The 22,969-nt window shown below is 63.0% G+C and carries 23 protein-coding genes; 9 read left to right on the top strand and 14 right to left on the bottom strand.

All coding sequences use genetic code 11. The annotated features are described in order from the left end of the window. Positions 1 to 1,179, bottom strand: a complete 1,179-nt coding sequence (locus AC1DX6_RS09980; RefSeq protein WP_477312705.1) for an MFS transporter — start codon at positions 1,177 to 1,179, stop codon at positions 1 to 3. 192 nt (positions 1,180 to 1,371) lie between these two features. On the opposite strand from AC1DX6_RS09980, the gene AC1DX6_RS09985 reads away from it, so the two are divergent. The 4 genes from AC1DX6_RS09985 (at position 1,372) to carB (ending at position 7,371) form a co-directional block, all read left to right on the top strand. Continuing rightward, positions 1,372 to 1,728, top strand: coding sequence for an ArsR/SmtB family transcription factor (locus AC1DX6_RS09985; RefSeq protein ID WP_477312707.1), 357 nt, complete (start codon positions 1,372 to 1,374; stop codon positions 1,726 to 1,728). Positions 1,729 to 1,756: 28 nt separating this feature from the next. Further along, positions 1,757 to 2,509: a metallophosphoesterase family protein gene (locus AC1DX6_RS09990; protein WP_477312709.1), complete on the top strand. Its 753-nt coding sequence runs from the start codon at positions 1,757 to 1,759 to the stop codon at positions 2,507 to 2,509. A gap of 189 nt (positions 2,510 to 2,698) precedes the next feature. Continuing rightward, the gene (locus AC1DX6_RS09995) at positions 2,699 to 3,502 is read left to right on the top strand and encodes an SH3 domain-containing protein (RefSeq protein WP_477312711.1); all 804 of its coding nucleotides are present in this window, start codon (positions 2,699 to 2,701) and stop codon (positions 3,500 to 3,502) included. A 365-nt stretch (positions 3,503 to 3,867) separates the two neighbouring features. After that, on the top strand, positions 3,868 to 7,371 hold the full coding sequence (carB, locus tag AC1DX6_RS10000) for a carbamoyl-phosphate synthase large subunit (protein ID WP_477312713.1): 3,504 nt from the start codon (positions 3,868 to 3,870) through the stop codon (positions 7,369 to 7,371). Positions 7,372 to 7,423: 52 nt separating this feature from the next. Here carB and AC1DX6_RS10005 read toward each other — a convergent pair whose 3' ends face one another. The 5 genes from AC1DX6_RS10005 to AC1DX6_RS10025 form a co-directional block, all read right to left on the bottom strand. Further along, positions 7,424 to 8,935 (bottom strand): RNA-directed DNA polymerase, encoded by a 1,512-nt coding sequence (locus tag AC1DX6_RS10005; protein ID WP_477312715.1) that lies wholly within the window; start codon positions 8,933 to 8,935, stop codon positions 7,424 to 7,426. A gap of 185 nt (positions 8,936 to 9,120) precedes the next feature. Beyond that, entirely contained in the window at positions 9,121 to 9,513 is a 393-nt protein-coding gene (locus AC1DX6_RS10010; RefSeq protein WP_477312717.1) for a RidA family protein, read from the bottom strand. A gap of 242 nt (positions 9,514 to 9,755) precedes the next feature. Then, positions 9,756 to 10,148, bottom strand: coding sequence for a RidA family protein (locus AC1DX6_RS10015; RefSeq protein ID WP_477312719.1), 393 nt, complete (start codon positions 10,146 to 10,148; stop codon positions 9,756 to 9,758). Positions 10,149 to 10,223: 75 nt separating this feature from the next. Continuing rightward, positions 10,224 to 10,688, bottom strand: a complete 465-nt coding sequence (locus tag AC1DX6_RS10020) for a cupin domain-containing protein (protein ID WP_477312721.1) — start codon at positions 10,686 to 10,688, stop codon at positions 10,224 to 10,226. Positions 10,689 to 11,014: 326 nt separating this feature from the next. Further along, on the bottom strand, positions 11,015 to 11,758 hold the full coding sequence (locus tag AC1DX6_RS10025; protein ID WP_477312723.1) for a DUF899 family protein: 744 nt from the start codon (positions 11,756 to 11,758) through the stop codon (positions 11,015 to 11,017). A 169-nt stretch (positions 11,759 to 11,927) separates the two neighbouring features. On the opposite strand from AC1DX6_RS10025, the gene AC1DX6_RS10030 reads away from it, so the two are divergent. After that, positions 11,928 to 12,272, top strand: coding sequence for a hypothetical protein (locus AC1DX6_RS10030; protein WP_477312725.1), 345 nt, complete (start codon positions 11,928 to 11,930; stop codon positions 12,270 to 12,272). Positions 12,273 to 12,516: 244 nt separating this feature from the next. Here AC1DX6_RS10030 and AC1DX6_RS10035 read toward each other — a convergent pair whose 3' ends face one another. Next, positions 12,517 to 13,005 carry a GNAT family N-acetyltransferase gene (locus AC1DX6_RS10035; RefSeq protein WP_477312727.1) on the bottom strand — a complete coding sequence of 163 codons (489 nt, stop codon included), beginning with the start codon at positions 13,003 to 13,005 and terminating at the stop codon, positions 12,517 to 12,519. Then, positions 12,998 to 13,954 (bottom strand): transglycosylase SLT domain-containing protein, encoded by a 957-nt coding sequence (locus AC1DX6_RS10040; RefSeq protein WP_477312729.1) that lies wholly within the window; start codon positions 13,952 to 13,954, stop codon positions 12,998 to 13,000. The genes AC1DX6_RS10035 and AC1DX6_RS10040 overlap by 8 nt, the downstream gene beginning before the upstream one ends. 178 nt (positions 13,955 to 14,132) lie before the next feature. Between AC1DX6_RS10040 and AC1DX6_RS10045 the strand changes: the two genes are divergently transcribed. Then, positions 14,133 to 14,702 (top strand): methylated-DNA--[protein]-cysteine S-methyltransferase, encoded by a 570-nt coding sequence (locus AC1DX6_RS10045; RefSeq protein WP_477312731.1) that lies wholly within the window; start codon positions 14,133 to 14,135, stop codon positions 14,700 to 14,702. Between the two features lie 48 nt (positions 14,703 to 14,750). Here the strand turns inward: AC1DX6_RS10045 and AC1DX6_RS10050 are convergent, their stop codons facing one another. Further along, positions 14,751 to 15,077: a hypothetical protein gene (locus tag AC1DX6_RS10050; RefSeq protein ID WP_477312733.1), complete on the bottom strand. Its 327-nt coding sequence runs from the start codon at positions 15,075 to 15,077 to the stop codon at positions 14,751 to 14,753. Next, on the bottom strand, positions 15,074 to 15,313 hold the full coding sequence (locus AC1DX6_RS10055) for a hypothetical protein (protein ID WP_477312735.1): 240 nt from the start codon (positions 15,311 to 15,313) through the stop codon (positions 15,074 to 15,076). The genes AC1DX6_RS10050 and AC1DX6_RS10055 overlap by 4 nt, the downstream gene beginning before the upstream one ends. Positions 15,314 to 15,365: 52 nt before the next feature. Between AC1DX6_RS10055 and AC1DX6_RS10060 the strand changes: the two genes are divergently transcribed. Beyond that, entirely contained in the window at positions 15,366 to 15,578 is a 213-nt protein-coding gene (locus AC1DX6_RS10060) for a cold-shock protein (protein ID WP_112396569.1), read from the top strand. 362 nt (positions 15,579 to 15,940) lie between these two features. On the opposite strand, the gene AC1DX6_RS10065 is transcribed toward AC1DX6_RS10060, so the two are convergent. From AC1DX6_RS10065 to AC1DX6_RS10075, 3 genes are all read right to left on the bottom strand, one after another. Further along, a complete protein-coding gene (locus AC1DX6_RS10065) occupies positions 15,941 to 16,552 on the bottom strand; it encodes a glutathione S-transferase family protein (protein ID WP_477312737.1) in 612 nt (203 codons plus the stop codon). Between the two features lie 86 nt (positions 16,553 to 16,638). Beyond that, the gene (locus AC1DX6_RS10070) at positions 16,639 to 17,499 is read right to left on the bottom strand and encodes an EAL domain-containing protein (RefSeq protein WP_477312739.1); all 861 of its coding nucleotides are present in this window, start codon (positions 17,497 to 17,499) and stop codon (positions 16,639 to 16,641) included. Next, positions 17,496 to 18,392: an EAL domain-containing protein gene (locus AC1DX6_RS10075; protein WP_477312741.1), complete on the bottom strand. Its 897-nt coding sequence runs from the start codon at positions 18,390 to 18,392 to the stop codon at positions 17,496 to 17,498. The genes AC1DX6_RS10070 and AC1DX6_RS10075 overlap by 4 nt, the downstream gene beginning before the upstream one ends. A 200-nt stretch (positions 18,393 to 18,592) precedes the next feature. Between AC1DX6_RS10075 and AC1DX6_RS10080 the strand changes: the two genes are divergently transcribed. Beyond that, entirely contained in the window at positions 18,593 to 19,795 is a 1,203-nt protein-coding gene (locus AC1DX6_RS10080) for a pyridoxal phosphate-dependent aminotransferase (RefSeq protein WP_477312743.1), read from the top strand. A gap of 79 nt (positions 19,796 to 19,874) precedes the next feature. Here the strand turns inward: AC1DX6_RS10080 and AC1DX6_RS10085 are convergent, their stop codons facing one another. Further along, positions 19,875 to 20,270 (bottom strand): (R)-mandelonitrile lyase, encoded by a 396-nt coding sequence (locus AC1DX6_RS10085; RefSeq protein WP_477312745.1) that lies wholly within the window; start codon positions 20,268 to 20,270, stop codon positions 19,875 to 19,877. Positions 20,271 to 20,538: 268 nt separating this feature from the next. Between AC1DX6_RS10085 and AC1DX6_RS10090 the strand changes: the two genes are divergently transcribed. Beyond that, positions 20,539 to 22,590 carry an elongation factor G gene (locus tag AC1DX6_RS10090; protein ID WP_477312747.1) on the top strand — a complete coding sequence of 684 codons (2,052 nt, stop codon included), beginning with the start codon at positions 20,539 to 20,541 and terminating at the stop codon, positions 22,588 to 22,590. Positions 22,591 to 22,969 lie beyond the last annotated feature (379 nt).

A 22,969-nucleotide genomic window follows, 5' to 3' on the forward strand; every position in this document is an offset into this window, starting at 1 on the left:
CTATTCGGCCGGCATGGCCACCGGCCGCGCCGCCCAGCGGCCGGCCAGCACGATGCCCAGTCCCACGATCGGGAACACCGCCGCGATCAGGCCGAGATCGGCCGGCGCGCCGTAGCGCAGCACGCCGCCACCGACCACGGCGCCCAGCGCCACGCCGAGATAGAGCGCCGACCCGTTGAGCGACAGCACGATCGGTGCCGCGTCGGGCGCCAGCTTGATGATGCGGCTGGCCTGCGCCGGCGGGAACGCCCAGCCGACGATGCCCCACGGCACCATCATCGCCATCAGCGCCGGTCCGGCGATATGCGGCGGCAGGAAGGTCGGGATGACCGACAGCATGACCAGCATGGCCGCGCTCAACCCCAGCGACCAGCCGACAGTGCGCGTCGCGCCAAAACGGTCGGCGGCTTGGCCGCCGGCAATGTTGCCGATGACCGCGCCGATACCGAAGGCGAGCAGCATGCCGGGCAGCGCGATCGGGCTCAGCCCACCGCCTTGAATGGCCAACGGCGCGACATAGGCAAACACGGTGAAGGCGCCGGTCAGCGCCAGCAGCGTCGTCAACAGGATCGGCATCACGCCGGGACGCAGTGCTGCGGCAAGCCTGCGCCTAAGCGGCAGCTTGGTGCCGATGATGCCGCGCGGCAACCGGTACCACAGGATCGCGCCGGCGAGCGCGCCGAGCCCGGCAATGGCGTAGAAGGTGCCGCGCCAGCCGGCGAAGGCCGCGACCAGCGCGCCAAGCGGCGCGCCGACCGCAACCGCCACCGTGGTGCCGCCAACGACGACGGCGATGGCGCGTGCGCGGTGATGGCTATCGACCAGCGCCACGGCCGTGCCTTGCGCGGTGGCCGCGAACAGGCCGGAAGACAGCGCCATGACGATGCGGGCGATCAGCAGCAATTCGAAGGAGGAACTCAACGCGGCCGCCAGATTGCCGAGAACGAAAAACACCAGCGTCCACAGGATGACGCGGCGCCGGTCCCATTCGCCGGTCAGCGTCGCCAGGATCGGCGTGCCGACCGCATAGGCGAGTGCGAAGGCGGTGATCAGCGTGCCGGCGAGCGGAATGGAGATGCCGGCATCCCTGGCGATATCGGGCAGCAGGCTGGAAATGACGAAGCCTTCGGTCGAGATCGTGAACGACCCGAGCGCAAGCCAGAAAAGGCGCTTGTCCATGGCGATGTCCTTAGTTCAAAAGTTATTGAACAATTGGACATAAGATGCCATCATGTCAATGTCCGGGAGCATAAATAGTCCAACCCTGCTGACAGCCCTGTGTCAGGACGGATCGCGAAACGAGAAACCGTGCGCCCCGGCCAAAGGAGGAGATGCGTTGAAATCGGCCCCGATTGTGCTTAATTCTGCGGCATGACCTTGCCCCACCCCAACATCGAACAGATCAGCCTGCCGATCGTGCTTGCAGTGCTTGGCGACCCGACGCGGCTCGCCATCGTGCGCTATCTCGCCAGCAAGGAAGGCGTGCCGCTGAACTGCAGCCAGTTCCTCGATCTCGGCTCGAAAACCAATCTCAGCTATCACCTGGCCAAACTGCGCGAAGCCGGCGTCACCCGCGCCGAAGTGGTCGGCACCAGCCGGCTGATCACGCTGCGCCGCGACGACCTCGACGCCCGCTTCCCCGGCCTGCTCGACAGCGTCATTGCCGCCGCCGGCGAGGATACGGCCCTGCCCGCGGTTGGCGGCCACGAGATTGAAATCACCGCCTGAGGGTGTTCCTCACCACCGGAGCCTCCTCATGCGCATCGCCGTCCTCGCAGACATCCACGGCAATGTCCTCGCCCTCGACGCAGTGCTCGGCGATTTGAAGCGGCGCGGCGGCGCCGACCTCACCGTCAATCTCGGCGACAGCGTCTCCGGTCCGCTGTGGCCGCGCGAGACTTTTGCGCGGCTGGAAGCGCTCAACCTGCCGACGGTGCGCGGCAATCATGATCGCCGCGTCGCCCGCGACCCAGCCGACGACACGATGTGGGCGTCCGACCGCTATGCGCAGGAGCGGCTGACCGTGGCGCAGCGCGAGGTGCTGTTCGCCCAACCGCTGACGCTGGAGGTCGCGCCCGGCGTGATCGCCTTCCATGCCCGGCCCGACCATGACGAGAAATATCTGGCCGACGCGATCACCGACGGCCAGTTGGTGCGCGCGCCGCTGGCCGCGATCAAGCGACGGCTGAAGGCCCTCGACCCCGCATGCCGCATCGCGCTGTGCGGCCACAGCCACCGGAGCGAATTGATCCACATTCCCGACGGTCCCGTCATCTTCAATCCCGGCAGCATCGGCTGCCCCGCTTATGACGATTCGACACCGCCGGCGCATGTCTCGGAGCAAGGCTCGCCGCATGCGCGCTACGGCATCGTCACACTGGGTGACAGCGGACCCGACATCTTCGAAACCATCGCCGTCGATTACGACCACGGGGCGGCGGCACGGCAGGCCGAGCAGGCGGGACGACCGGAATGGGCCCACGCGCTGCTGACTGGGTATATGCCCTGAGCCTCGTTGGCTGCCCGGCCCGGATCGCGATCCACAAACTTGCACCGAGCCGCTGCGAGAGCTAGGTAATGAATTCTCTCAGCGAGGTCGGAAGGATAGACTTCGCGAGGGGATCGCTGAGGCTTCGAAAGGAGCAGCAGGATTTCTCCCGTCCTCTCAGCACCATGGTCGGCGGAATTTCGGGCTTACATGAGGCGCACACTTTCCCTCCGAACGATGCTGGCCGCATTGATTGTCGCTCCGCTGCTGCTTGCGGCGCTGCCTTCCCGCGCGGAGGAGGCGGCGATGATCGTCTCCATCGTCACCAACCTCGCCCCCGGCGATCTCCTCAACGTCCGCGCCACGCCGTCGCCGATCGGCAAGACCGAAGCGCGCCTGCCCAGTGGTTCGAGCCTGAAGAACCTAGGCTGCAACGACGTCAACGGGCATCGCTGGTGCAAGGTCGAAGCGATGGACAATTCGCAAATGAGCGGATGGGCGCCCGCGCGCTATTTGAACCCGGAGAACCCGGTGGCCGTTCCGGACACCGAGGTGACCGGCGCAAGTCCCACCACAGCGGACCAGCCGCCGCCCGGCCTGACAACGCGGCTGGGCGACCCTGAAACCGCGCAGACGCCCGCTGAGATCATCGGCAAGACCGCCATCGAGGATGCCTACACAATGGCGTTCGCGGCCGACCCCTCGGCCGGGGAGGTAGAAGCGCCGGCGGCAAACACGCCCACTGCCACCGGCGAGCTTCCGTGCGCCCGCTATATCGGCCAGCCGATGACAGGCTGCGCGGCAAGCGTTGTCCGCATGGACGGCGGCAAGGCCGACGTGACCGTGACCTGGCCCGATGGCGGCACGCGTGTCATCAGCTTTTCCGCCGGTCTGCCGGCCGGTTCGAACGCCTCCGGCGAATTCCGCTTCACCCGCGAGGGCAGCCTGAGCATCGTCCGTGTCGGGGTATCGGAGCGGTTCGAGATTACGGATGCGCTGGCGTTTGGGGATTAGGCAGATCTCACTTTGAACGCTGGCGGGACAGCGCCCCCCTCTGTCCTGCCGGACATCTCCCCCACACGGGGGGAGATTGGCAGTTCCGGCGCCTCCACCTCCCTTCATCGTTGAAAATTGGCGAAGCGGTCGCGACGTCCAATCTCCCCCCTCGTGGGGGAGATGCCCGGCAGGGCAGAGGGGGGCGCGAAGGAACGCGGTGCTTCTTGGGGGCGGCCCATAAGAACCCTCATTTTCGGGGTTACATCCGCCAAAACTCTTCCCTATAAGGCCCTCCTAGCCTGATACCAGAATCGCGAGCACAACCGGCCGGGTCTTCCCGTCCCGGTTTTTTGTGCAAGCCGCCCGCCGAACGGACCTATGACATGCCAAGACGCACTGACATCAAGTCGATCCTGATCATCGGGGCCGGTCCCATCGTCATCGGCCAGGCCTGCGAGTTCGACTATTCCGGCACCCAGGCCTGCAAGGCGCTGAAGGAAGAGGGTTTTCGCGTCATCCTGGTCAATTCCAATCCGGCCACCATCATGACCGACCCGGAACTGGCCGACGCCACCTATATCGAGCCGATCACCCCGGAAGTCGTCGCCAAGATCATCGCCAAGGAACGGCCGGACGCGCTGCTGCCGACCATGGGCGGCCAGACCGCGCTCAACACCGCTTTGTCGCTGCGCCGCATGGGCGTGCTCGACCGCTACAATGTCGAGATGATCGGCGCCGACGCGCATGCCATCGACAAGGCCGAGGACCGCGCGCTGTTCCGCGAGGCGATGCAGAAGATCGGCCTCGAAACGCCAAAGTCGATGCTGGCCAACGCCACCGACGTCAAGAACACCGACCGCAAGACGCATGAGGCCGAGCGCGCCGCGCTCAAGGCCGAGAAGCCCGACAATCTCGACGCCGCGCTTGACGCGCTGGAAACCCGCTGGAACCTCGGCGAAGGCGACCGCAAGCAGCGCTACATCAGCCACGGCATGGCGATTGCCGCCCAGGCGCTCGACCATGTCGGCCTGCCCGCCATCATCCGCCCGTCCTTCACCATGGGCGGCACCGGCGGCGGCATCGCCTACAACCGCGCCGAATTCTACGAGATCGTCCAGTCCGGCCTCGATGCCTCGCCGACCACCGAAGTGCTGATCGAGGAAAGCGTGCTCGGCTGGAAGGAGTATGAGATGGAGGTTGTCCGCGACAAGGCGGACAATTGCATCATCGTCTGCTCGATCGAGAACATCGACCCGATGGGCGTGCACACCGGCGATTCGATCACCGTTGCCCCTGCCCTGACGCTCACCGACAAAGAATACCAGATGATGCGCAACGCCTCGATCGCGGTGCTCAGGGAGATCGGCGTCGAGACCGGCGGCTCCAACGTGCAGTTCGCCGTCAACCCGGCCGACGGCCGTCTCGTCGTCATCGAGATGAACCCGCGCGTCTCGCGCTCGTCGGCGCTTGCCTCCAAGGCGACCGGCTTCCCGATCGCCAAGATCGCGGCAAAACTCGCCGTCGGCTACACGCTGGACGAGCTGGAGAACGACATCACCGGCGGCGCCACGCCCGCTTCGTTCGAGCCGTCGATCGACTACGTCGTCACCAAAATCCCGCGCTTTGCCTTCGAGAAATTCCCCGGCGCCGAGCCGGTGCTGACGACCTCGATGAAGTCGGTTGGCGAAGTCATGGCCATCGGCCGCACCTTTCAGGAATCGCTGCAGAAGGCTTTGCGTGGGCTCGAAACCGGCCTGACCGGTCTCGACGAGATCGAGATCCCCGGCCTCGGCCACGGCGCCGCTGTCGCCAATCACGCCGACGACCGCAACGCCATCCGCGCCGCACTGGGCACGCCGACGCCCGACCGGCTGCGCATGGTGGCGCAGGCGATCCGCATGGGCACCTCGCTCGAAGACGTGCACGCCATGTGCAAGATCGACCCGTGGTTCCTCGAACAGATCGCCGGCATCCTCGATATGGAAGCCCGCATCCGCGAGCACGGCATCCCCGAGGACGCCGTCAATCTGCGCATGTTGAAGGCGATGGGCTTCTCCGATGCCCGCCTCGCCTCATTGACGAAGACCGACGCCGAAGTGGTTGCGAAGATTCGCCAAAAGCTCGACGTTCATCCGGTTTACAAGCGCATCGACACTTGCGCAGCCGAGTTCGCCTCGCCCACCGCCTACATGTATTCGACCTACGAAGTGCCCTTCGCCGGCGCGCTCGCCAACGAGGCGCAGGTCTCGTCGCGCAAGAAGGTGGTCATCCTCGGCGGCGGCCCCAACCGCATCGGCCAGGGCATCGAGTTCGACTATTGCTGCTGCCATGCCGCCTTTGCGCTGCGCGACGCCGGCTTCGAGGCGATCATGATCAACTGCAATCCGGAAACCGTGTCGACCGACTACGACACCTCCGACCGGCTCTATTTCGAGCCGCTGACGGCCGAGGACGTGCTGGAGATCCTGCGCGCCGAACAGGCCTCGGGCGAACTGGTCGGCGTCATCGTCCAGTTCGGCGGCCAGACGCCGCTGAAGCTGGCGGATGCGCTGGAGAAGGCCGGCATCCCGATCCTCGGCACGTCGCCCGACATGATCGATCTCGCCGAAGACCGCGACCGTTTCCAGAAGCTGCTGCACAAGCTGAACCTCACCCAGCCGAAGAACGGCATCGCCTATTCGGTCGAGCAGGCCCGCCTCGTCGCCGGCGAACTCGGCTTCCCCCTGGTGGTGCGCCCGTCCTATGTGCTGGGTGGCCGCGCCATGCAGATCATCCATGACGAGAGCATGCTGCAGAGCTACCTGCTCGACACCGTGCCCGGCCTGGTGCCGGAGGACATCAAGCAGAAATACCCCAACGACAAGACCGGCCAGATCAACACGCTCTTGGGCAAGAACCCGCTGCTGTTCGACACCTATCTCTCGGGCGCCATCGAGGTCGATGTCGATTGTCTCTGCGACGGCAAGGCGACCTTCGTGTCCGGCATATTGGAGCACATCGAAGAGGCCGGCATCCATTCGGGCGACAGCGCCTGCTCGCTGCCGGTGCATTCGCTGCCCTCGGAACTGGTGGATGAGCTGGAGCGGCAGACGGCAGCACTTGCCCGCGCGCTCAATGTCGGCGGCCTGATGAACGTGCAGTACGCGATCAAGGACGGCACGGTCTATGTGCTGGAGGTCAACCCACGGGCATCGCGCACCGTGCCCTTCGTCGCCAAGACCATTGGCCGGCCGATCGCAAAAATTGCCGCCCGCATCATGGCCGGCGAAAAACTGGAAGACGCCTTCGCCCATTACGGCGCCATGCCCGACCCCAGAAACCCAGGTCACATTGCGGTCAAGGAAGCCGTCTTTCCCTTCGCCCGCTTCCCCGGCGTCGACATCCTGCTCGGACCGGAAATGCGCTCGACCGGCGAGGTCATGGGCCTCGACCGCGACTTTGCGCTGGCCTTCGCCAAGAGCCAGTTGGGCGCCGGCGTCGACCTGCCGCGCTCCGGCACGCTGTTCGTCTCGGTGCGCGACGAGGACAAGAAGGGCATCTTGCCGGCGGTCAAGCGCCTCGCCGGCCTCGGCTTCAAGGTGCTGGCAACCTCAGGCACGCAGCGCTTCCTCGCCGAAAACGGAGTCGACGCGCAAAAGATCAACAAGGTGCTGGAAGGCCGCCCCCACATCGAAGACGCCATCCGCAACCGCCAGGTGCAGATCGTCTTCAACACCACGGATGGCCAGAAGGCGGTGTCGGACTCGAAGTCGCTGCGCCGCGCCACGCTGATGCAGAAGGTGCCGTATTACACGACGCTGTCAGGTGCGGCTGCGGTGGCCGAGGCGATTGCAGCGCTGAAGGCGGGAAGCCTCGAGGTCAGGCCGCTGCAGGAGTATTTTGCCTGAGGATTAGCTGATCTCCCACCGCGAGGGGGAGATGGCCGGCAGAGGTTAGGCTTTACCTAAGGACAAACCTTTTCATAGCCAGGTCAATTGGAGAGGCATGTGTGTCGTCGATCTGATTAAGTATTGCTCTTCTTTCATCACGCCCGAGTATTTCCATTGCCCCCACCACGGCTGCCCGATCCATCGGAGCAAACTGCATGAAACTCGAACGGTGAGAACGTACCCAAGCCAAGTCCTTAAGACAAACAGCCGCTCTCGCTTGCGAGCGAATCTCTCCCGAGAACACAGCGCTTTGGATCGGCCTGATCTGCAAAAGATTCGCACTGCCGGCACAGATCCAATCCCACCAACGGCGCACAGCCTGTCGTCGATAGTATCCAGACACTGCGATCTGTCTGATTAGCGGCAAGGCATGTTCATGGCCTCCAGACTGAATTACACTGTCTAGTGCCTTCGCCAGCTCATGAAATACGGGAAGGAAAGCATCAAGGGAAGCGCCCGCGACCTCGATAAACTGATGAGAGTTGCTGGAACGGGCCCTCCTAATATACGCCTTGATCAAATTAAGATCGACATAGCCATCCGAAGTAAATTTTTCTCGGATTGTCCGTCCAATTTCATCAAGAATTTCGGCATTTATTGCCGGTCCGATTTCTTCGCCGGCATGCTCACCATAAGGGTCAAGTGCCGACATTCTCTGCATCGCGGCCTTGGTTTCAGTATCCATGTGATCTTGAAGGACTTTCTCCGAGAATTCTTCACGAGAGTATATATTTGTTTTTCTGCCGTTGAGATTAAGTCGGTGATTTTCATAAAGATAGATCGACAATAGTTCTATTGCATATTGTAAAGAATTTCTGTCGTTGTCAAAAATACGAATGTCGTCTACGTATCTAACATGCTTAAATCCATTGCGTATCAAAAGTTGATCGACATCAATTAAGACCGCTTCAGAAATCAAATTGCTGGCATTTGGTCCAACAGGTATTCCTTTTGAGGCGCCAGCATTTATCGAATGGATAACGGACTCAAAATCCTGCGCCACCTCATCCAGATGCGGATCGGCAGCCTCTATTGAGCCGCGCACACGGTGGGAATAAATCTGGTTGAAAAAGTCGGAAATATCAGCGGTTGCAGCAAAACCGTGATCGTTAGCGAGCTGCCGTGACTTCTCTTTGTATGCATCATAACCGGTGCCCGCCGAGAAGAACGCACCATCTGACGGTGAAAATCGATTAGAGAACGCGACCTCTTGGCTAGCCGGCACTCTCGCAGCTTCGATTGCCGGGCCGACTCGATAGGCTAGCGCCGTATATGCAAGACATGTCAACGGATCCAGTTGGTGAACAATTCTATACGAGCACTTTCCCTTGGCCACCGGCATCGAATCTGCAGGAACTATTGGAAGCTTCCTGACGTTAGATGACATAAGGCGATCACGTACATTCTCCCAATCAGCCCATACCGCTTGGTATGCCGGCAACCTAGGAAAGAAATCGCTGTCCTCAAACCGCTCAAGATGACGGCGTGCAAAATCGAGACTGTCTTCGGTCAATTTCGTCAAAACGGCCCCCAAAGAAACTCATAGCGCAAGGTATTTAGATACATCGTTATGGATTCGATATTGAGGACGAGTTGACTTGAAAGACAAGTAAAAAACTCACGCTATATACGGTTACGCTTTCGCGTTTGAAAATCAAAATGCCAAGCAATTGACTTTTCGTCCGCTAGACGAACCGCTTCTCACCATCACGCCACCGCCACACACTCGATCTCGATGTCAAACTCCATCGGCCATGATGCCACCGGCACAAAACTCCGCGCCGGCGGGTTGACGCTGAAGTACTTGGCATAAACCCGGTTGATGGCGTTGTAGAAGCCGGAATTGACGGCGTAGATGCGCACCATCACCACGTTGTCGAGCGAGGTTCCCGCCGCTTCCAAGCAGTGCTTCAGCGCCTTCAGCGACGCCTCGGTCTGCGTTTCGATGTCGCCGCGCACCATCTCGCCGGTCACCATATCCACCGGCGGCGTCGCCGAGATGAACACGAAGCCGTTGGCCCTGACCGCAGTCGAACACGGCAGGCCGAGCGCCCGCACCTTGTTCGACATGACCGGCACTTCGATGACTTCTTTTTTCATGGTGATCCTCCATTTGTTGGTCACACTGGCGCAAAGGCCCCCTCACCCAGCCTCCGCTTCGCTCGGCTGACCTCTCCCCGAGGGGAGAGGAGCCTTTCAGCGCCAACGGCAACCTCTTCTCCCTTCGGGGAGAAGGTGGCCGCGAAGCGGCCGGATGAGGGGGTCTTCTGCGACAACCCTATTGTTTCAGGGAGCTTATCCCGGCACTGGCGGAACGCCGGCGCCGACGCATGGTCCAGGGCTCAAGCCGTCGCCACACACTCGATCTCGATATCGAACTCCATCGGCCAAGATGCCACCGGAACGAAGGTCCGCGACGGCGGATTTTCGGGAAAATACCGGGCATAGACGCGGTTGATGGCGTTGTAGAAGCCGGAATTGACGGCGTAGATGCGCACCATCACGACATTGTCCAGCGAGGTATCAGCCGCTTCCAGGCAATGTTTCAGCGCCTTCAGCGACGCCTCGGTCTGCGTTTCGATGTCGCCCTTGACCAGTCTGCCGGTCGAGATATCGAGCGGCGGCGTGCCGGACACGAAGACCAGCCCCGCAGCTTTGGTCACCAGCGACAGTGGCAGGCCCAGCGCGCGCACGGCCGCCGACAGCACCGGCACCTCGATGATTTCCTTCTTCATGACAATCCTCCCTGGGTTTGCCGGGAGCTTATCGCGCCGCCCGGTGAACGCCAGCGCTCATGCATGGTCCAGAACTCACCCCTGCCCCGGATACGGCGTGCCATCCTTGTGCAAAAACCGTCCGTCGGAACTGGGGCTCATCATGTCGATGTCCGAGCACGTGATGACATCGTCGGGATTGCGCGAGCCGACCTCCAGATAGAGCGCCGTGGCGGCGGACCGGTTGATCAAATGGTGGCCATTGCCGCTGTTCCTGGCAAAGGTCGCGCAGTCGCCGGCCTTGAGCAGCGTCTCGCCGCCGTCTTCGACCAGCGCCAGTTCGCCTTCCAGCACATAGACGAACTCGTCCTCATGGCTGTGCCAGTGGCGCTGGCTCGACCAGCCGCCGGATGGCAAGGTCATCAGGTTGACGCCGAAATCGGTGAGGCCGCCGGCATCGCCGAGGCGCCGGCGCGTCCGGGTGGCGCAGGGTGCATCGAAAGGCTTGGGATAGCCCGAGCCGTTGCGGGCGGGCACGGCGGACAGGTCGATCTTGGGCATGGGGTTCTCCCTCGATTTGATGACGGCAGTCTAATTCACGGTGCTCGGAGGCACAGAGCCACCTTACGGCACTCGGTTCACCAAGCGCGTTGAAGCTCCCGCCGTGGCGCTCTACGGCGCCCCCCTCTGTCCTGCCGGACATCTCCCCCACTCGGGGGGAGATCGGCCGTCACCGCTGCCTTCGCCAATTGTCAACGTTGCAGAGAAGAAAGCCGGCGCCAAAGCTGCTGATCTCCCCACCTGTGGGGGAGATGTCCGGCAGGACAGAGGGGGGCGCCGTAGAGCGCTGATTTTGAATCACCCCAAAGGCACTACCGCCCTCCCCCTCAACGACAACACGCCTCGCCATACTGCAATTGCTCGTGCCAGTCCGGCCGGCCTTCGGGGGTAAAATCCATCAGGTTCCACAGGATCTCGCAAGTGCCGATGGCGCGCGCATCCTGGCCGGGTTCTGACGGCGCGAAGTCTAGCTCGGAACTCCAGAAATGCCTGACACCATCGGCATCGCGGTGGAACACCGACAGCAGCGGCAGTTGCGCGCCATCGGCGGCTTCCGCATTGTAGTCGCGCTTGAAGCTGTTGCCGGCCGACGACAGTAGCCGCATGTTGCGCCAGCCCCGATCGCGGCCAAGCGTGAGCAGGTTTTCGAGGGTGGTCTTGCCGACCACGGCGAAATTGAGGCCGGCGGCCTCGAGATGGCCGATGGCGCCGTCGAACTGGTCGAGCAGGCCGGTGCAGGACGGGCACGGCTGGTCCGGCCGCGCGAGCTTCGCCGTGCCGCCGCTGGTTGCCACATCGCGCGTTTCCTTGGGATGGCGCGGAAACATCATGCTGTAGAGGATCAGCGTGTCCTTGCCCGGCGCAAACAGCTCCGACAATTTGACCTTGGCAGGCCGGCCATCTGCGTCGAGCCCGTCGAACACATAATCCTGCGGCACCAGCCCGCCCGGCGGCAGCGCGCGCCGCGCCACGGCGACGTCTTCCATGACGCGGCGCAGCTCGATTTCCTTCTTCAGCAGTCTTTCGCGGGCGGCGCGGTATTTCGCGGATTCGTTGGGAAAGGTGATCATGATGGGCTCCCTGGTTCGTCGCGCCTGGGTCCCGGCGCGGTTGCTCTGCAAACCAAGGACGCTTCGCCGGGATCGGTTCCGACATTTTTGCGCGCCGCCGCTGTGGAACCTGTCCTGCTTCCCCGCATTCTTCCCATCGGCTAGAGCTTGCGGGATCCGGGGAGAAGAAATGCACGAAGCCGACGATGACGAGATCGACCTGCGCTGTCCGCAGATCGTTGCCGACAACGCCGCCAAGGGTCTGCGGCTGCGCGAAAAATTCGGTCGCGGCGGCACCGAGATCGGTGTGGCGCGGGCCACCGAACTGATGAATCGCGAAAAACTCGCACCCTCCACCATCCGCCGCATGGTCAGCTTTTTCGCCCGTCACGAGGTCGACAAGCGCGGCAAGAACTATGGCAATGAGGCGAACCCGTCGGCCGGCACCATCGCCTGGCTGCTGTGGGGTGGCGACGAGGGTCGCGCCTGGGCGCTCGAGCTGAAGCGGAAGATCGGCAACGCACCCGACATCTGAGCGGGTGGTGTCAGGCTGAACATGTCGGCGTGAAGATACCCACCAAGAACAGGCGGGTCCCAAACCCCCGCCTGAGACCCGCCCGGGAGGGACCGACACATGCCGGCGCAGCCCACTCCGATATCTCGCCTCTCGCAGATCCCTGACCGGTCGAGCGGCGTGGATATGTGGTTAACATTTGCCTGCAGCGGCCTATGTGAAGCAGTTCACAAAGCGAACGCTTTCCCCAACGGCAGAAACCGCCTTACCCTTCCCAGGCGACCGGCGTCATGCCGAGACGCTCATAGAGCCTGACGGCGGCGGCGTTCTCGACCGTGTTGGTCTTCAGGTCGACATAGGCGGCACCGCGCGCATGAAAGACGGCGAAGGCGTGCCACATCAGCGCCTCGGCAATACCCTTGCCGCGCGCCTCGGGGTGGACGGCAAGGTCCTTGACGAAGGCCCGCGTCCAGCACAGCGCCGCCCCCGCCAGCCGGCCCTTGCCGTCGATGACCAGGAAGCACAAAGCCGGATCGAATTCGGCGTCATTTGCAATGCGCGGCCACCATTCGTCGAACGGACCGTCGCTGCCATCGTCGAACACTTCGCTCAGCAGCGTGTGCAAGGCGAGCGCGTCAGTGGTCGCAAAGCCGCGCATAACAAAGCCCTCGGGCCAGCGCGGCGCAACAAGTGTGTCGTCGAGGATCTTGCGCAGCCGGATGTCGTTGAGCGCCGGCGGACGCGGCTCAGGCATCGGGCTGCAGGCGGCGGCGCGAACGGTCACGGCCAAGGCCGGTTTCTTCCAGCAGGCCCTTGCGCTTGGCGTCGTAGTAATAGCCGGTCTGGTAGAGCCGGTCGGCGCGCTTTTCATTGCCGTCGGAGACCAGCCAGGCGCCGCGCAGATACTTGACCGCGTATTTCAGATTGGTCTCGGCGTCGAACAGGCCGCTTGCCGGTCCGAGATAGCCCATGCCGCGCGCCGTCGCGTGCTTGATCTGCATCAGCCCCCAATGGCCGTGATTGTAGGCTTTCGGGTTGAAGGTGCTCTCGCGGTTGACGACATGACGCACCAGATCCACCGGCACCTGATAGAGCGCGGCGTATTTCTCGATCAGCCGCTCGATCTCGCCGCGCGGTCCGGTGGCGGGTTCCACCGGTGGGCTGAGCGGGGCTTGTACAAGGGCGGCAGGATTCTGCGGCACGACATAGGCGACTTGTTGAACGCCCGGCATCTCGGCCGTCTTGACCGTCTGGCCAGTGAGCGGCATGGCGACGGCCGCGGTGGCATAGACGGGCGCGGCCTTGATGGAGCCGGGGCTTGTCGGCGACGTGCCGGCCATCACCGCCGGCGGCGGCGGAAACTGTCCGGCGACAGGTGTCGAGCCGGCAAAGGCGGCCGGCTGGGCCAGCACTTCGCCAGGTTGCGCCGGCGCCGGCAGCGCGCCTAGCGTCGCCGGCGCGCTTGGCGTCGCCCCAGCGACGGTCTCGCCGGTCAGCGCCGCCGTCTGAACCTGGGCAAGGCCGGACGGTTCCGGCAGCACGGCCACGGTTTCAGGCAGCGCAACCGTCGGCGTATCGTCCGCAGGCGTGGCGGCCGCGGCAAGCGCCGGCGTAGCCTTGGTCTGCGATGTCGTGGTGCAGCCGCTGAGGCCGGCCGCTGCAACGAGCACGCCGATTGCGGTGATGATGATTTTCGCTGGCAAGCCGCGGGGGTCCAGTTTGTCGGGTTGTTAAGAAGTCCTTACACCAGCGCTTTTCCGGCGGCAATCAGGGCCATCAGGTGGTTTTCGGGTGGCGAGACCGAGTGCAAGCTGCGATATTGTTCCCTATCTGTACCAGACACGTACCCGTTTCTTGGCCTTTTGCGCAAAGGAGTCCGCCATGGAAACCACCTCCCCGATCACAGCCGGCCACGCAGTGTTAGAAACAGTGATCGGCTTCATGGGCATTGCCTGGAGCGAGACAGGGCTGATCCGGCTTTGCCTGCCCGAGCGCAGCCGCGAGGCGGTGGAGCGCCGACTGTTTCGCCATGCCGGTGTTTCCACCTCGGCCGACCAGCCGCAATGGGTGGTCGAGCTGATCGCCTCGATCAAGGCCTATGCCGCGGGCGAGGATGTCGATTTCTCCGGCGTGCCGGTCGATCTCGCCGGCGTCGACGATTTCCGTCTCGCCATCTATGACGCGGCGCGGAAACTCAGCTATGGCGAAACCACCACCTATGGCGAACTGGCCAAACGCGCCGGCCATGCCGGCCTGCCGCGCGAAACCGGCGCAGCGCTTGGCGCCAACCCGGTGCCGCTGGTCATCCCGTGCCATCGCATTCTTGCCGCAGGCGGCAAGATCGGCGGGTTTTCCGCGCCGGGCGGTTCTGCCACCAAGGAAAAGATGCTGGCGATGGAAGGCGTGCGCGTCGGCCCGCCGCCGCCGGCACAGGTATCGTTCGGATTCTGAGGCCGGCACGTAAGCCCGACCCTGTTTCGGGATAACGCCTGGAAAACTCTAGTCCGGGAGAAGTCGCCGGCGGAAACGCCGCTCCGAATCCACCCGTTTGCAGATGTAGACCGGGCAGGATTTCGTGTCGGCGCTCGGCACATAGGCGCGTTTCCTGACCTCGCCCATGGTGCAGAATTGCTCGCTTTGCACATAGCGATCGTAGAGCGGCAGTCCCGGCACGCGCGTCGACTGGTAGCGCAAGATGACCGCGCCTTGCCTGGCGATCGTCGCCTGCACCTTGCCGCAACTCATATGGGTCGGGTCATAGCGCGAGATCGCCTGCGCCTCGGCGGCGACCAGCGTCAGGCAGGCGGCGAGCAGAATGGTTTTCATGGTCTTCTCCCAAAACCGGACCAACGCCAGAGGGCGGTACGATCTTCCCAATTTTGCAACGCTTTCACGCGATTGGGGCGGCCGTTGGGCGGTGCCGCGGTGACGGGTTTTTCCGCACCATCTTGTTTTTGGTGCAAAACCAGACTATATGCGTCCCATTGATATTTCGGCCGATCGATCCGGGCCTCGCGATCTTCGCGTTTGCTGACGTCTATCTCCAAAATCTCGATGCACACCGGCTGGACTTCGGTTCGGTCAAACTAAAGCAAATGTTGAAGGACTATCTAAATGGCAACTGGTACGGTCAAGTGGTTTAACTCCACCAAGGGCTTCGGCTTCATCCAGCCTGACAATGGCGGCGCGGACGTTTTCGTTCACATCTCCGCTGTCGAGCGCGCTGGGCTGTCGACCCTGGTCGAAGGCCAGAAGATCAACTTCGAGATCGAGCAGGACCGCCGCACTGGCAAGTCGTCCGCTGGTTCTCTGAGCAAGGCGGCCTGATTTTGCGAATGGCGCGCGCCGGGCGACAGCTCGGGGCGCGCGGCAAGTCACGGATGTACTGACGGTCGCGCGAGAAGCGTACCGGAGCGAAAAGACCCGACAAGCTGGATCAGCAGATAGCTGCCAGCCCGGACCAACGCTCCCGATCAGGCTACCGGAAATGGGAAGGCGGGATTTATCCCGCCTTTTTATTTGTCTGGATTCCGGATGCAGCGCCGTCTGAGACCTTATTGAGAATTCGCTCCGGTGAGTCAGATGGCGTGGCTTTCGAGAACCGGAGCGGAGCGTACTTAATGTACGTGAGCACCGGAAGCGCAGAAAGCCGCGCCAGCTGGCCGCCGGAGTAGAATTATCAAAAGGTCTCAACCCAGCCATTCCATCGGCACGTGCCCCGGATCCGCCTCGACCCGCTTCAGCCAGGCCGCCACCGCCGGAAAGTCATCAAGCTGGAAGCCGCCCTGCTCCGCCGTATGCGTATAGGCATAGAGCGCGATGTCGGCGACGCTCAGGGCATCACCAGCGAAGAACGCCCTGCCTTGCAGCTGCCTGTTCATCACGCCGAGCGCCTTGTTGCCGCGCTCCAGCGTCACCGCCAGCCGCTCCGGCGTCGCGTCCTTGGCTCTTTCAGGAAAGGTCAGCAGCGCCTTGCGCACCGCTATGTAGGGCTCGTGGCTGTACTGCTCGAAGAACAGCCACTGATAGGCCAGCCCCCGCTCATAGCTGTCGGTCGGCAGGAAACGCGTGCCTTCGGCGAGATAGAGCAGGATGGCGTTGGATTCGGCAAGCCGCCGCCCATCGTCGAGTTCCAGCAGCGGCACCATGGCATTGGGGTTCTTGGCGACATAGTCGGCCTTGCGCGTCTCACCGGTGTGCGAACTCACCTCGATATTGGTGAAGGCGATGCCGAGCTTGGCCATCAACAGGCGCGGCTTGTAGCAATTGCCGCTGTCGATCATCCCGTAAAGTATGGTCATTGCCGCTCCCTTGGGGCTGCGCTCCCTGGCTGGGCAATTATCGCGACGGGAACGGCGTCAACCAGTGATTTGTTTTGGCGCGTCCATCAGCGGCGCTGATGCAAGGGGATGACCTTGTTGTCGGTGCCGAGCAGCGTGTCGATGCGCAGCGGCTCTTCATTGAAGATCGTGCCGGCCAGCGCGGGCCGCGCCAAGAGAAAACCCTGCAGCAGGTCGACACCACCCTCCAGCGCGACGCGAAGGTGCACGGACTGCTCGATCCCCTCGACCAGCACCTTGGCGCCGCGGTCATGCAGCATGGAGACGAGCGGCCGAAAAAACCGTTCGGCGGCGGCATGGCGGCAGAATTCCGCAAACCAGGCGCCGTCGATCTTGACGATGTCGGGCTGCAGAAGGCTTATCCGCTCTTCCGTCGAGTGGCCGGTGCCAAAGTCGTCGATGGCGATGCGGAAGCCGTCACGCCGCATCTCCCGCACCAGGCTAATGAGCACCTTGTCATCGGCCGCCTGCTCGGTGATCTCGCAGACCAGCATCGCCGGATGCAGGCCGAGCTCGCCGAGATGCCTGGTCATCAGCCGGATTTCGGCCAGCGCCCGTCCGTGATGATCGTTGATCAGCGGGTTGTAGTTGAAGAACAGATTAAGTCCGTCGACGCCGATATTGCGGAAATTCCTCAGATGCAGCATCCGGCACATGGTCTCGACCAGCAGACGATCCTCTACTGGCACGCCGTCGAAAAACACCGGTGGCGCAACCGGCCTGCCGGCGCGGTGCGGCTCGACCAGCGCCTCGACGGCGACCGCCGTCAATGTCCTGCTGCGCGGCATGAAGATCGGCTGATAGGCGCTCTTCAGCCGGAATTCGCCATAGATGCCGTATTCGATTCCGATCTCGTCGGCAAAGATCGCCTCGCCGGCATTGCGCCGCCTGTCGCCTGGTCGGATCATGGCGCTTTCCTGCGCCCGAATGCTTTCACCGGGCGTGCCGACGGCGCCGCGGTTGGGCTGGAAGCCCCCGCATCGGCTGCCGCGCCCGATGGCTGCGTGTCCTTGCCGAATGTACGAAAACTGGTCGGCGCCAGTTCCGGTCGCGCCATCACGAAGCCCTGCACCATGGAGGCTCCCGACTTTTCGGCCAGCTCAAGCTGCCAGCCTTCCTCGATGCCCTCGAACACGGTGCGAATTCCTTGCTGTTCGAAGCTCGTCACCATGGCGGTCAGCAGGGCAAAGCCGGCACCGGACTCCATCAGCTGCGTGATCCAGTGCGCATCGAACTTGACGATATCAGGCTTGAGTTCCTTGATGCGGTTGATGTCGGACTCGTCGGCGCCGTAATCGTCGACGGCGATGCGAAATCCATTGGCCTTGAGCGCCGCGACGAAACTGTGCAGGGTTTCCTGCGATGCCGATTTCTGCTCGGTCACCTCGCAGACGACGCGGCGCGGATCGATGCCGGCCTCCTGCAGCACCAGCCGCATGTCGCGCAGCGCATGGTCGGAGATGGCACGATCAGTGAACACCGAGGGGTCGAAATTGATGAAGATGGACGCCTCTTCCGGCAAGCAGGCGCCGGCGTTGAGAAGGTGAAGTGTCCGCGTCAGCGCCTCGATATGCAGGCGGTCGCCCGCCGGACAGTTGTTGAAAAAGCTCATCGGCGACAGCGGCTCGCCGTCGCGAAACGGCCGGATAAGCCCCTCGAAGGCGACGGCCGACAGCTTGCCACCCCTGAAGGCGAAGATCGGCTGGAAGGCGCTCTGCAGCGTATAGATGCCCCAGACACCGGTGGAGGTGCCGTCATTCTGGCGAATGATGTGGTGGGCAAGCCCGATGCTGCTCGACACGGTTCCTCGCTCCGCAAGATTGGCGGAATTGGACCGCGATCCTGCCATGCAAAGGGTCTACCCCTCGTTAATGAATTTTGTGTTGCCGAGGATTTGAGCCCTGGCTCACCCGACAATGCTTGCGCTTGGCTAAATGATGCGACATGAGAAGCGCCGCGGCCGCTGTTGGCCGCGCCTATCGTCTCTGGAGACACCTGGTCATGGCCTTTCTTGCCGACGCCCTTTCCCGCGTAAAGCCTTCCGCGACCATCGCGGTGACGCAGAAAGCGCGCGAGCTGAAAAACGCCGGCCGTGACATTATCGGCCTGGGCGCCGGCGAGCCGGATTTCGACACGCCCGACAACATCAAGAATGCGGCGATCGAAGCCATCCGCCGTGGCGAGACCAAATATCCGCCGGTTTCGGGCATCGCGCCGCTGCGCGAAGCGATCGCGAAAAAGTTCAAGCGCGAGAACAATCTCGACTACAGACCGGAGCAGACCATTGTCGGGACCGGCGGCAAGCAGATCCTGTTCAACGCCTTCATGGCGACGCTGAACCCCGGTGACGAGGTCATCATCCCGCGTCCCTATTGGGTCAGCTATCCCGAAATGGTGGCGATCTGCGGCGGCACCTCGGCCTTTGCCGACACCTCCATCGACAACGGCTTCAAGCTGACGGCGGCAGTGCTGGAAAAGGCGATCACGCCAAAGACCAAATGGCTGCTGATGAACTCGCCGTCCAACCCGTCGGGCGCTGCCTACACGGAAGCCGAACTCAGGGCGCTGGCCGACGTGCTGTTGAAGCATCCGCATGTCTGGGTGCTGACCGACGACATGTACGAGCACCTGACCTATGGCGACTTCGTCTTCAAGACCATCGCCGAGGTCGAGCCGAAACTCTACGAGCGTACGCTGACCATGAACGGCGTGTCGAAGGCCTATGCCATGACCGGCTGGCGCATCGGCTATGCGGCCGGGCCGGTGGCGCTGATCAAGGCGATGGACATGATCCAGGGCCAGCAGACCTCCGGTGCCTGCACCATCGCCCAATGGGCCTCGGTCGAGGCGCTGAACGGCCCGCAGGATTTCATCGCCAAGAACAAGGCTATCTTCCAAGGCCGGCGCGACCTCGTCGTCTCGATGCTCAACCAGGCGCGCGGCATTTCTTGCCCGTCGCCGGAGGGCGCCTTCTACGTCTATCCATCCTGCGCCCAGCTGATCGGCAAGAAGACCAAAGCCGGCAAGGTGATCGACACCGACGAAACCTTTTGCTCGGAGCTGCTCGAGGCCGAAGGCGTAGCGGTCGTGTTCGGTTCGGCCTTTGGCCTCGGGCCGAACTTCCGCATCTCCTACGCCACGTCGGAGACGTTGCTCGAGGAAGCCTGCACGCGCATCCAGCGCTTTACCGCATCGCTGACCTGATCGGCACATCGACGAGATCATGAAAAACCCGGCCGCGCGGCCGGGTTTTTCATGTCGGCCCAACAGAGCCTTTGTGGCCTCAGCCGCCGTACTGCTCGTCGGTGACCTGCTCCATCCAGTCGGCGTGGGAGCCTTCGAGCGCTTCCTGCATCGCCATATGCGTCATCGCCGATTTCGACCCAGCGCCATGCCAGTGCTTTTCGCCTGGTTCAAACGAGACGACGTCGCCAGCCTTGATCTCCTGGATCGGCCCACCCCAGCTCTGCGCGCGGCCGGCGCCCGCGGTGACATACAGCGTCTGGCCAAGCGGATGCGTGTGCCAGTGGGTGCGAGCGCCGGGCTCGAAGCTGACCATGGTGGCGCGTAGCCGCGCCGGCGCCTCTTTCTCGATGACCGGCGTCTGCAACACACGGCCGGTAAAGTACTTTTCCGGCGCGATGATGGTTGCGACGCTGCCGCAGGCAATGATCTTCATGACAGCAATCCTTAATCTGGTCGGCTGATGGCGGCCAACGGAAGCCGCCTGCTTCTCTCTGTCGTCAGGGGCGCTCAACAGTTTCGTCCGATATCCGGCGCGGTGCAATCGCGTGACCGATGGAAAAGCACGGATCCTATTTTCCTTGCCCTGCCGGCTAACCCGTGGGACGATACATTTGGGCAGGTGGCAAACGAAAAGAACCCCGCCCGCGACGGTCGACAGGCCGGCCGCCGCTCCCAGGGAAACGCCTGAGTGGAGGTCAGTCATGGGTACTCGCGCCGGAGGACGACGCACGGGACCGAAATGCATTGCCATAGTCGGTCCCTTTGCAAGCGGTAAGACGACACTTCTCGAAGCCATACTCGCCCGTACGGGCGCCATTCCCCGCCAAAATCCCGTCTCATCGGGAAACACCGTTTCCGATCATTCGCCCGAGGCGCGCGCCCACGCCATGAGCGTCGAGGCGACCGTCGCCACTACCGAATTCATGGGCGAGCAGATCACCTTCGTCGACTGTCCCGGCTCGATCGAATTCTCCTTCGAGGCCGAGCCGGTGCTGGCCGCTTGCGACCTCGCTGTGGTCGTCGCCGAAGCCGACGAGAAGAAGATCCCCGCTTTGCAGCTGATCATGCGCAAGCTCGACGATCTCGGCGTGCCGCGCATCCTGTTCCTCAACAAGGTCGACAAGGCAATCGCCGGCGTGCGCGACACGCTGAAGATGCTGCAGCCGGCCAGCTCGGTGCCGCTGCTGCTGCGTCAGATTCCGCTGCGCAAGGACGGCGTCGTCATCGGCTCGATCGATCTCGCGCTGGAGCGCGCCTACATCTATCGCGAATATACCGAAAGCGAAGTCGCCCAGATCCCCGGCGACGACAAGGCGCGCGAACTGGAAGCGCGTTTCTCCATGCTGGAAACGCTCGCCGACCATGACGACCAGTTGATGGAGCAGTTGCTGGAGGAGATCGAGCCGCCGAAGGACGAGATCTTCGATGACCTCTCAGCCGACCTGCGCGCCGGCATTGTGACGCCGGTGCTGATCGGCACCGCCGAAAAGGGCAATGGCGTGCTGCGCCTCTTGAAGGCAATCCGCCATGATGCGCCCGATGTCGAAGCGACCCGCAAGCGCCTCGGCGCGCCCGACGGCAACGCGGCCGTGGTCCAGGTGATGAAGACCATTCACACGGCGCATGGCGGCAAGCTTTCGGTATCGCGCATCCTCTCCGGCCAGCTTGCCGATGCCTCGGAGCTCTACCTCCCGAACGGCGAGACGGCAAAAGTCTCCGGCATCTACAAGATGCTGGGCAAGGACCAGTCGAAACTGACCTCCGCCAAAGCAGGCGATACCGTCGCGCTCGGCAAGCTTGACGACGTCAAGACCGGCCAGACGCTGAGCTCGGCCAAAGGTGGCATCAAGCCACTTGTCGCCCTGGCACCGCCGCAACCGGTCTTCGCCTTCGCGCTGCGTCCGAAGGAACGCAAGGACGAGGTCAAGATGTCGGCGGCCATCCAGCGCCTGGCCGAGGAGGATCCCTCGCTCAGCCTGCGCCACAACCAGGATTCGGCAGAAACCGTGCTGTCCGGGCATGGCGAGATGCATCTGCGCGTCGTGCGCGAAAGGCTGGAGGGCAAGAACCAGATTCCGGTCGAGGGCCACGCTCCGGCGGTCCCCTACCGCGAGACGATCCGCAAGTCCGTCCAGCAGCGCGGCCGCCACAAGAAGCAGTCGGGCGGCCATGGCCAGTTCGGCGACGTGGTGATCGAGATCAAGCCGCTGCCGCGCGGCTCCGGTTTCCAGTTCTCGGACACCATCACCGGCGGCGTTGTACCGAAAACCTACATCCAGTCGGTTGAAACAGGCGTGCGCGACTATCTGAAATCCGGCCCGCTTGGCTTTGCGGTGGTCGATGTCGCCGTCAACCTCTCCGATGGCTCCTACCATGCCGTCGATTCCTCGGACATGGCCTTCCAGATGGCGGCCAAGCTGGCGATGAAGGAAGGCATGGCCGCCTGCTCGCCGGTGCTGCTTGAGCCGGTGATGAAGGTCGAGATCGTCACGCCGTCCGACGCCACCTCGAAGATCATTGCGCTCATCCCGCAGCGGCGCGGCCAGATCCTCGGCTACGACGCGCGGCCCGATTGGCCGGGATGGGATGTCGTCGAGGCGACCATGCCGCAAGCGGAGATCGGCGACCTGATCATCGAATTGCGCTCGGCGACCGCAGGCGTTGCCACCTACCGCAGCGTCTTCGATCACATGGCCGAGCTGACCGGGCGTCTCGCCGATGAGGCGATGAACTCCAACGGCAAGGCTGCCTGAAGCAGACGCTTGCGGTGGCGGCTTGCTTCGCCATCGCCGCCGACATGAAAACGGCGCCCGGACAACCGGACGCCGTTTTGCGGACCGTCTTCGTGGGAGGTAAAAACGGCAGGTCCGCCGCACGATTTCCGCCGTGTTGGCCGGCAGAGAAAAGGTTCGGACGCGGTAGCCGCCTGAGCCCGGACCGTTCGAGTGATGCCCCCATCTCCCGAACGAACCAACCGCGTCCTATGCTCTACTTAATCCATAGAGTGCGTCCGCGACATGTTACCTGGGGTTACATGTCACTGTTACGCGGCAATGCTGATCAATTTTCCGTCAACCCCAGCAGGGTTCGGGCAACAAAAAAGCCGGATCAATAAAGATCCGGCTGAGTTTG

It is taken from the genome of Mesorhizobium sp. P2_C4 (assembly GCF_056404575.1).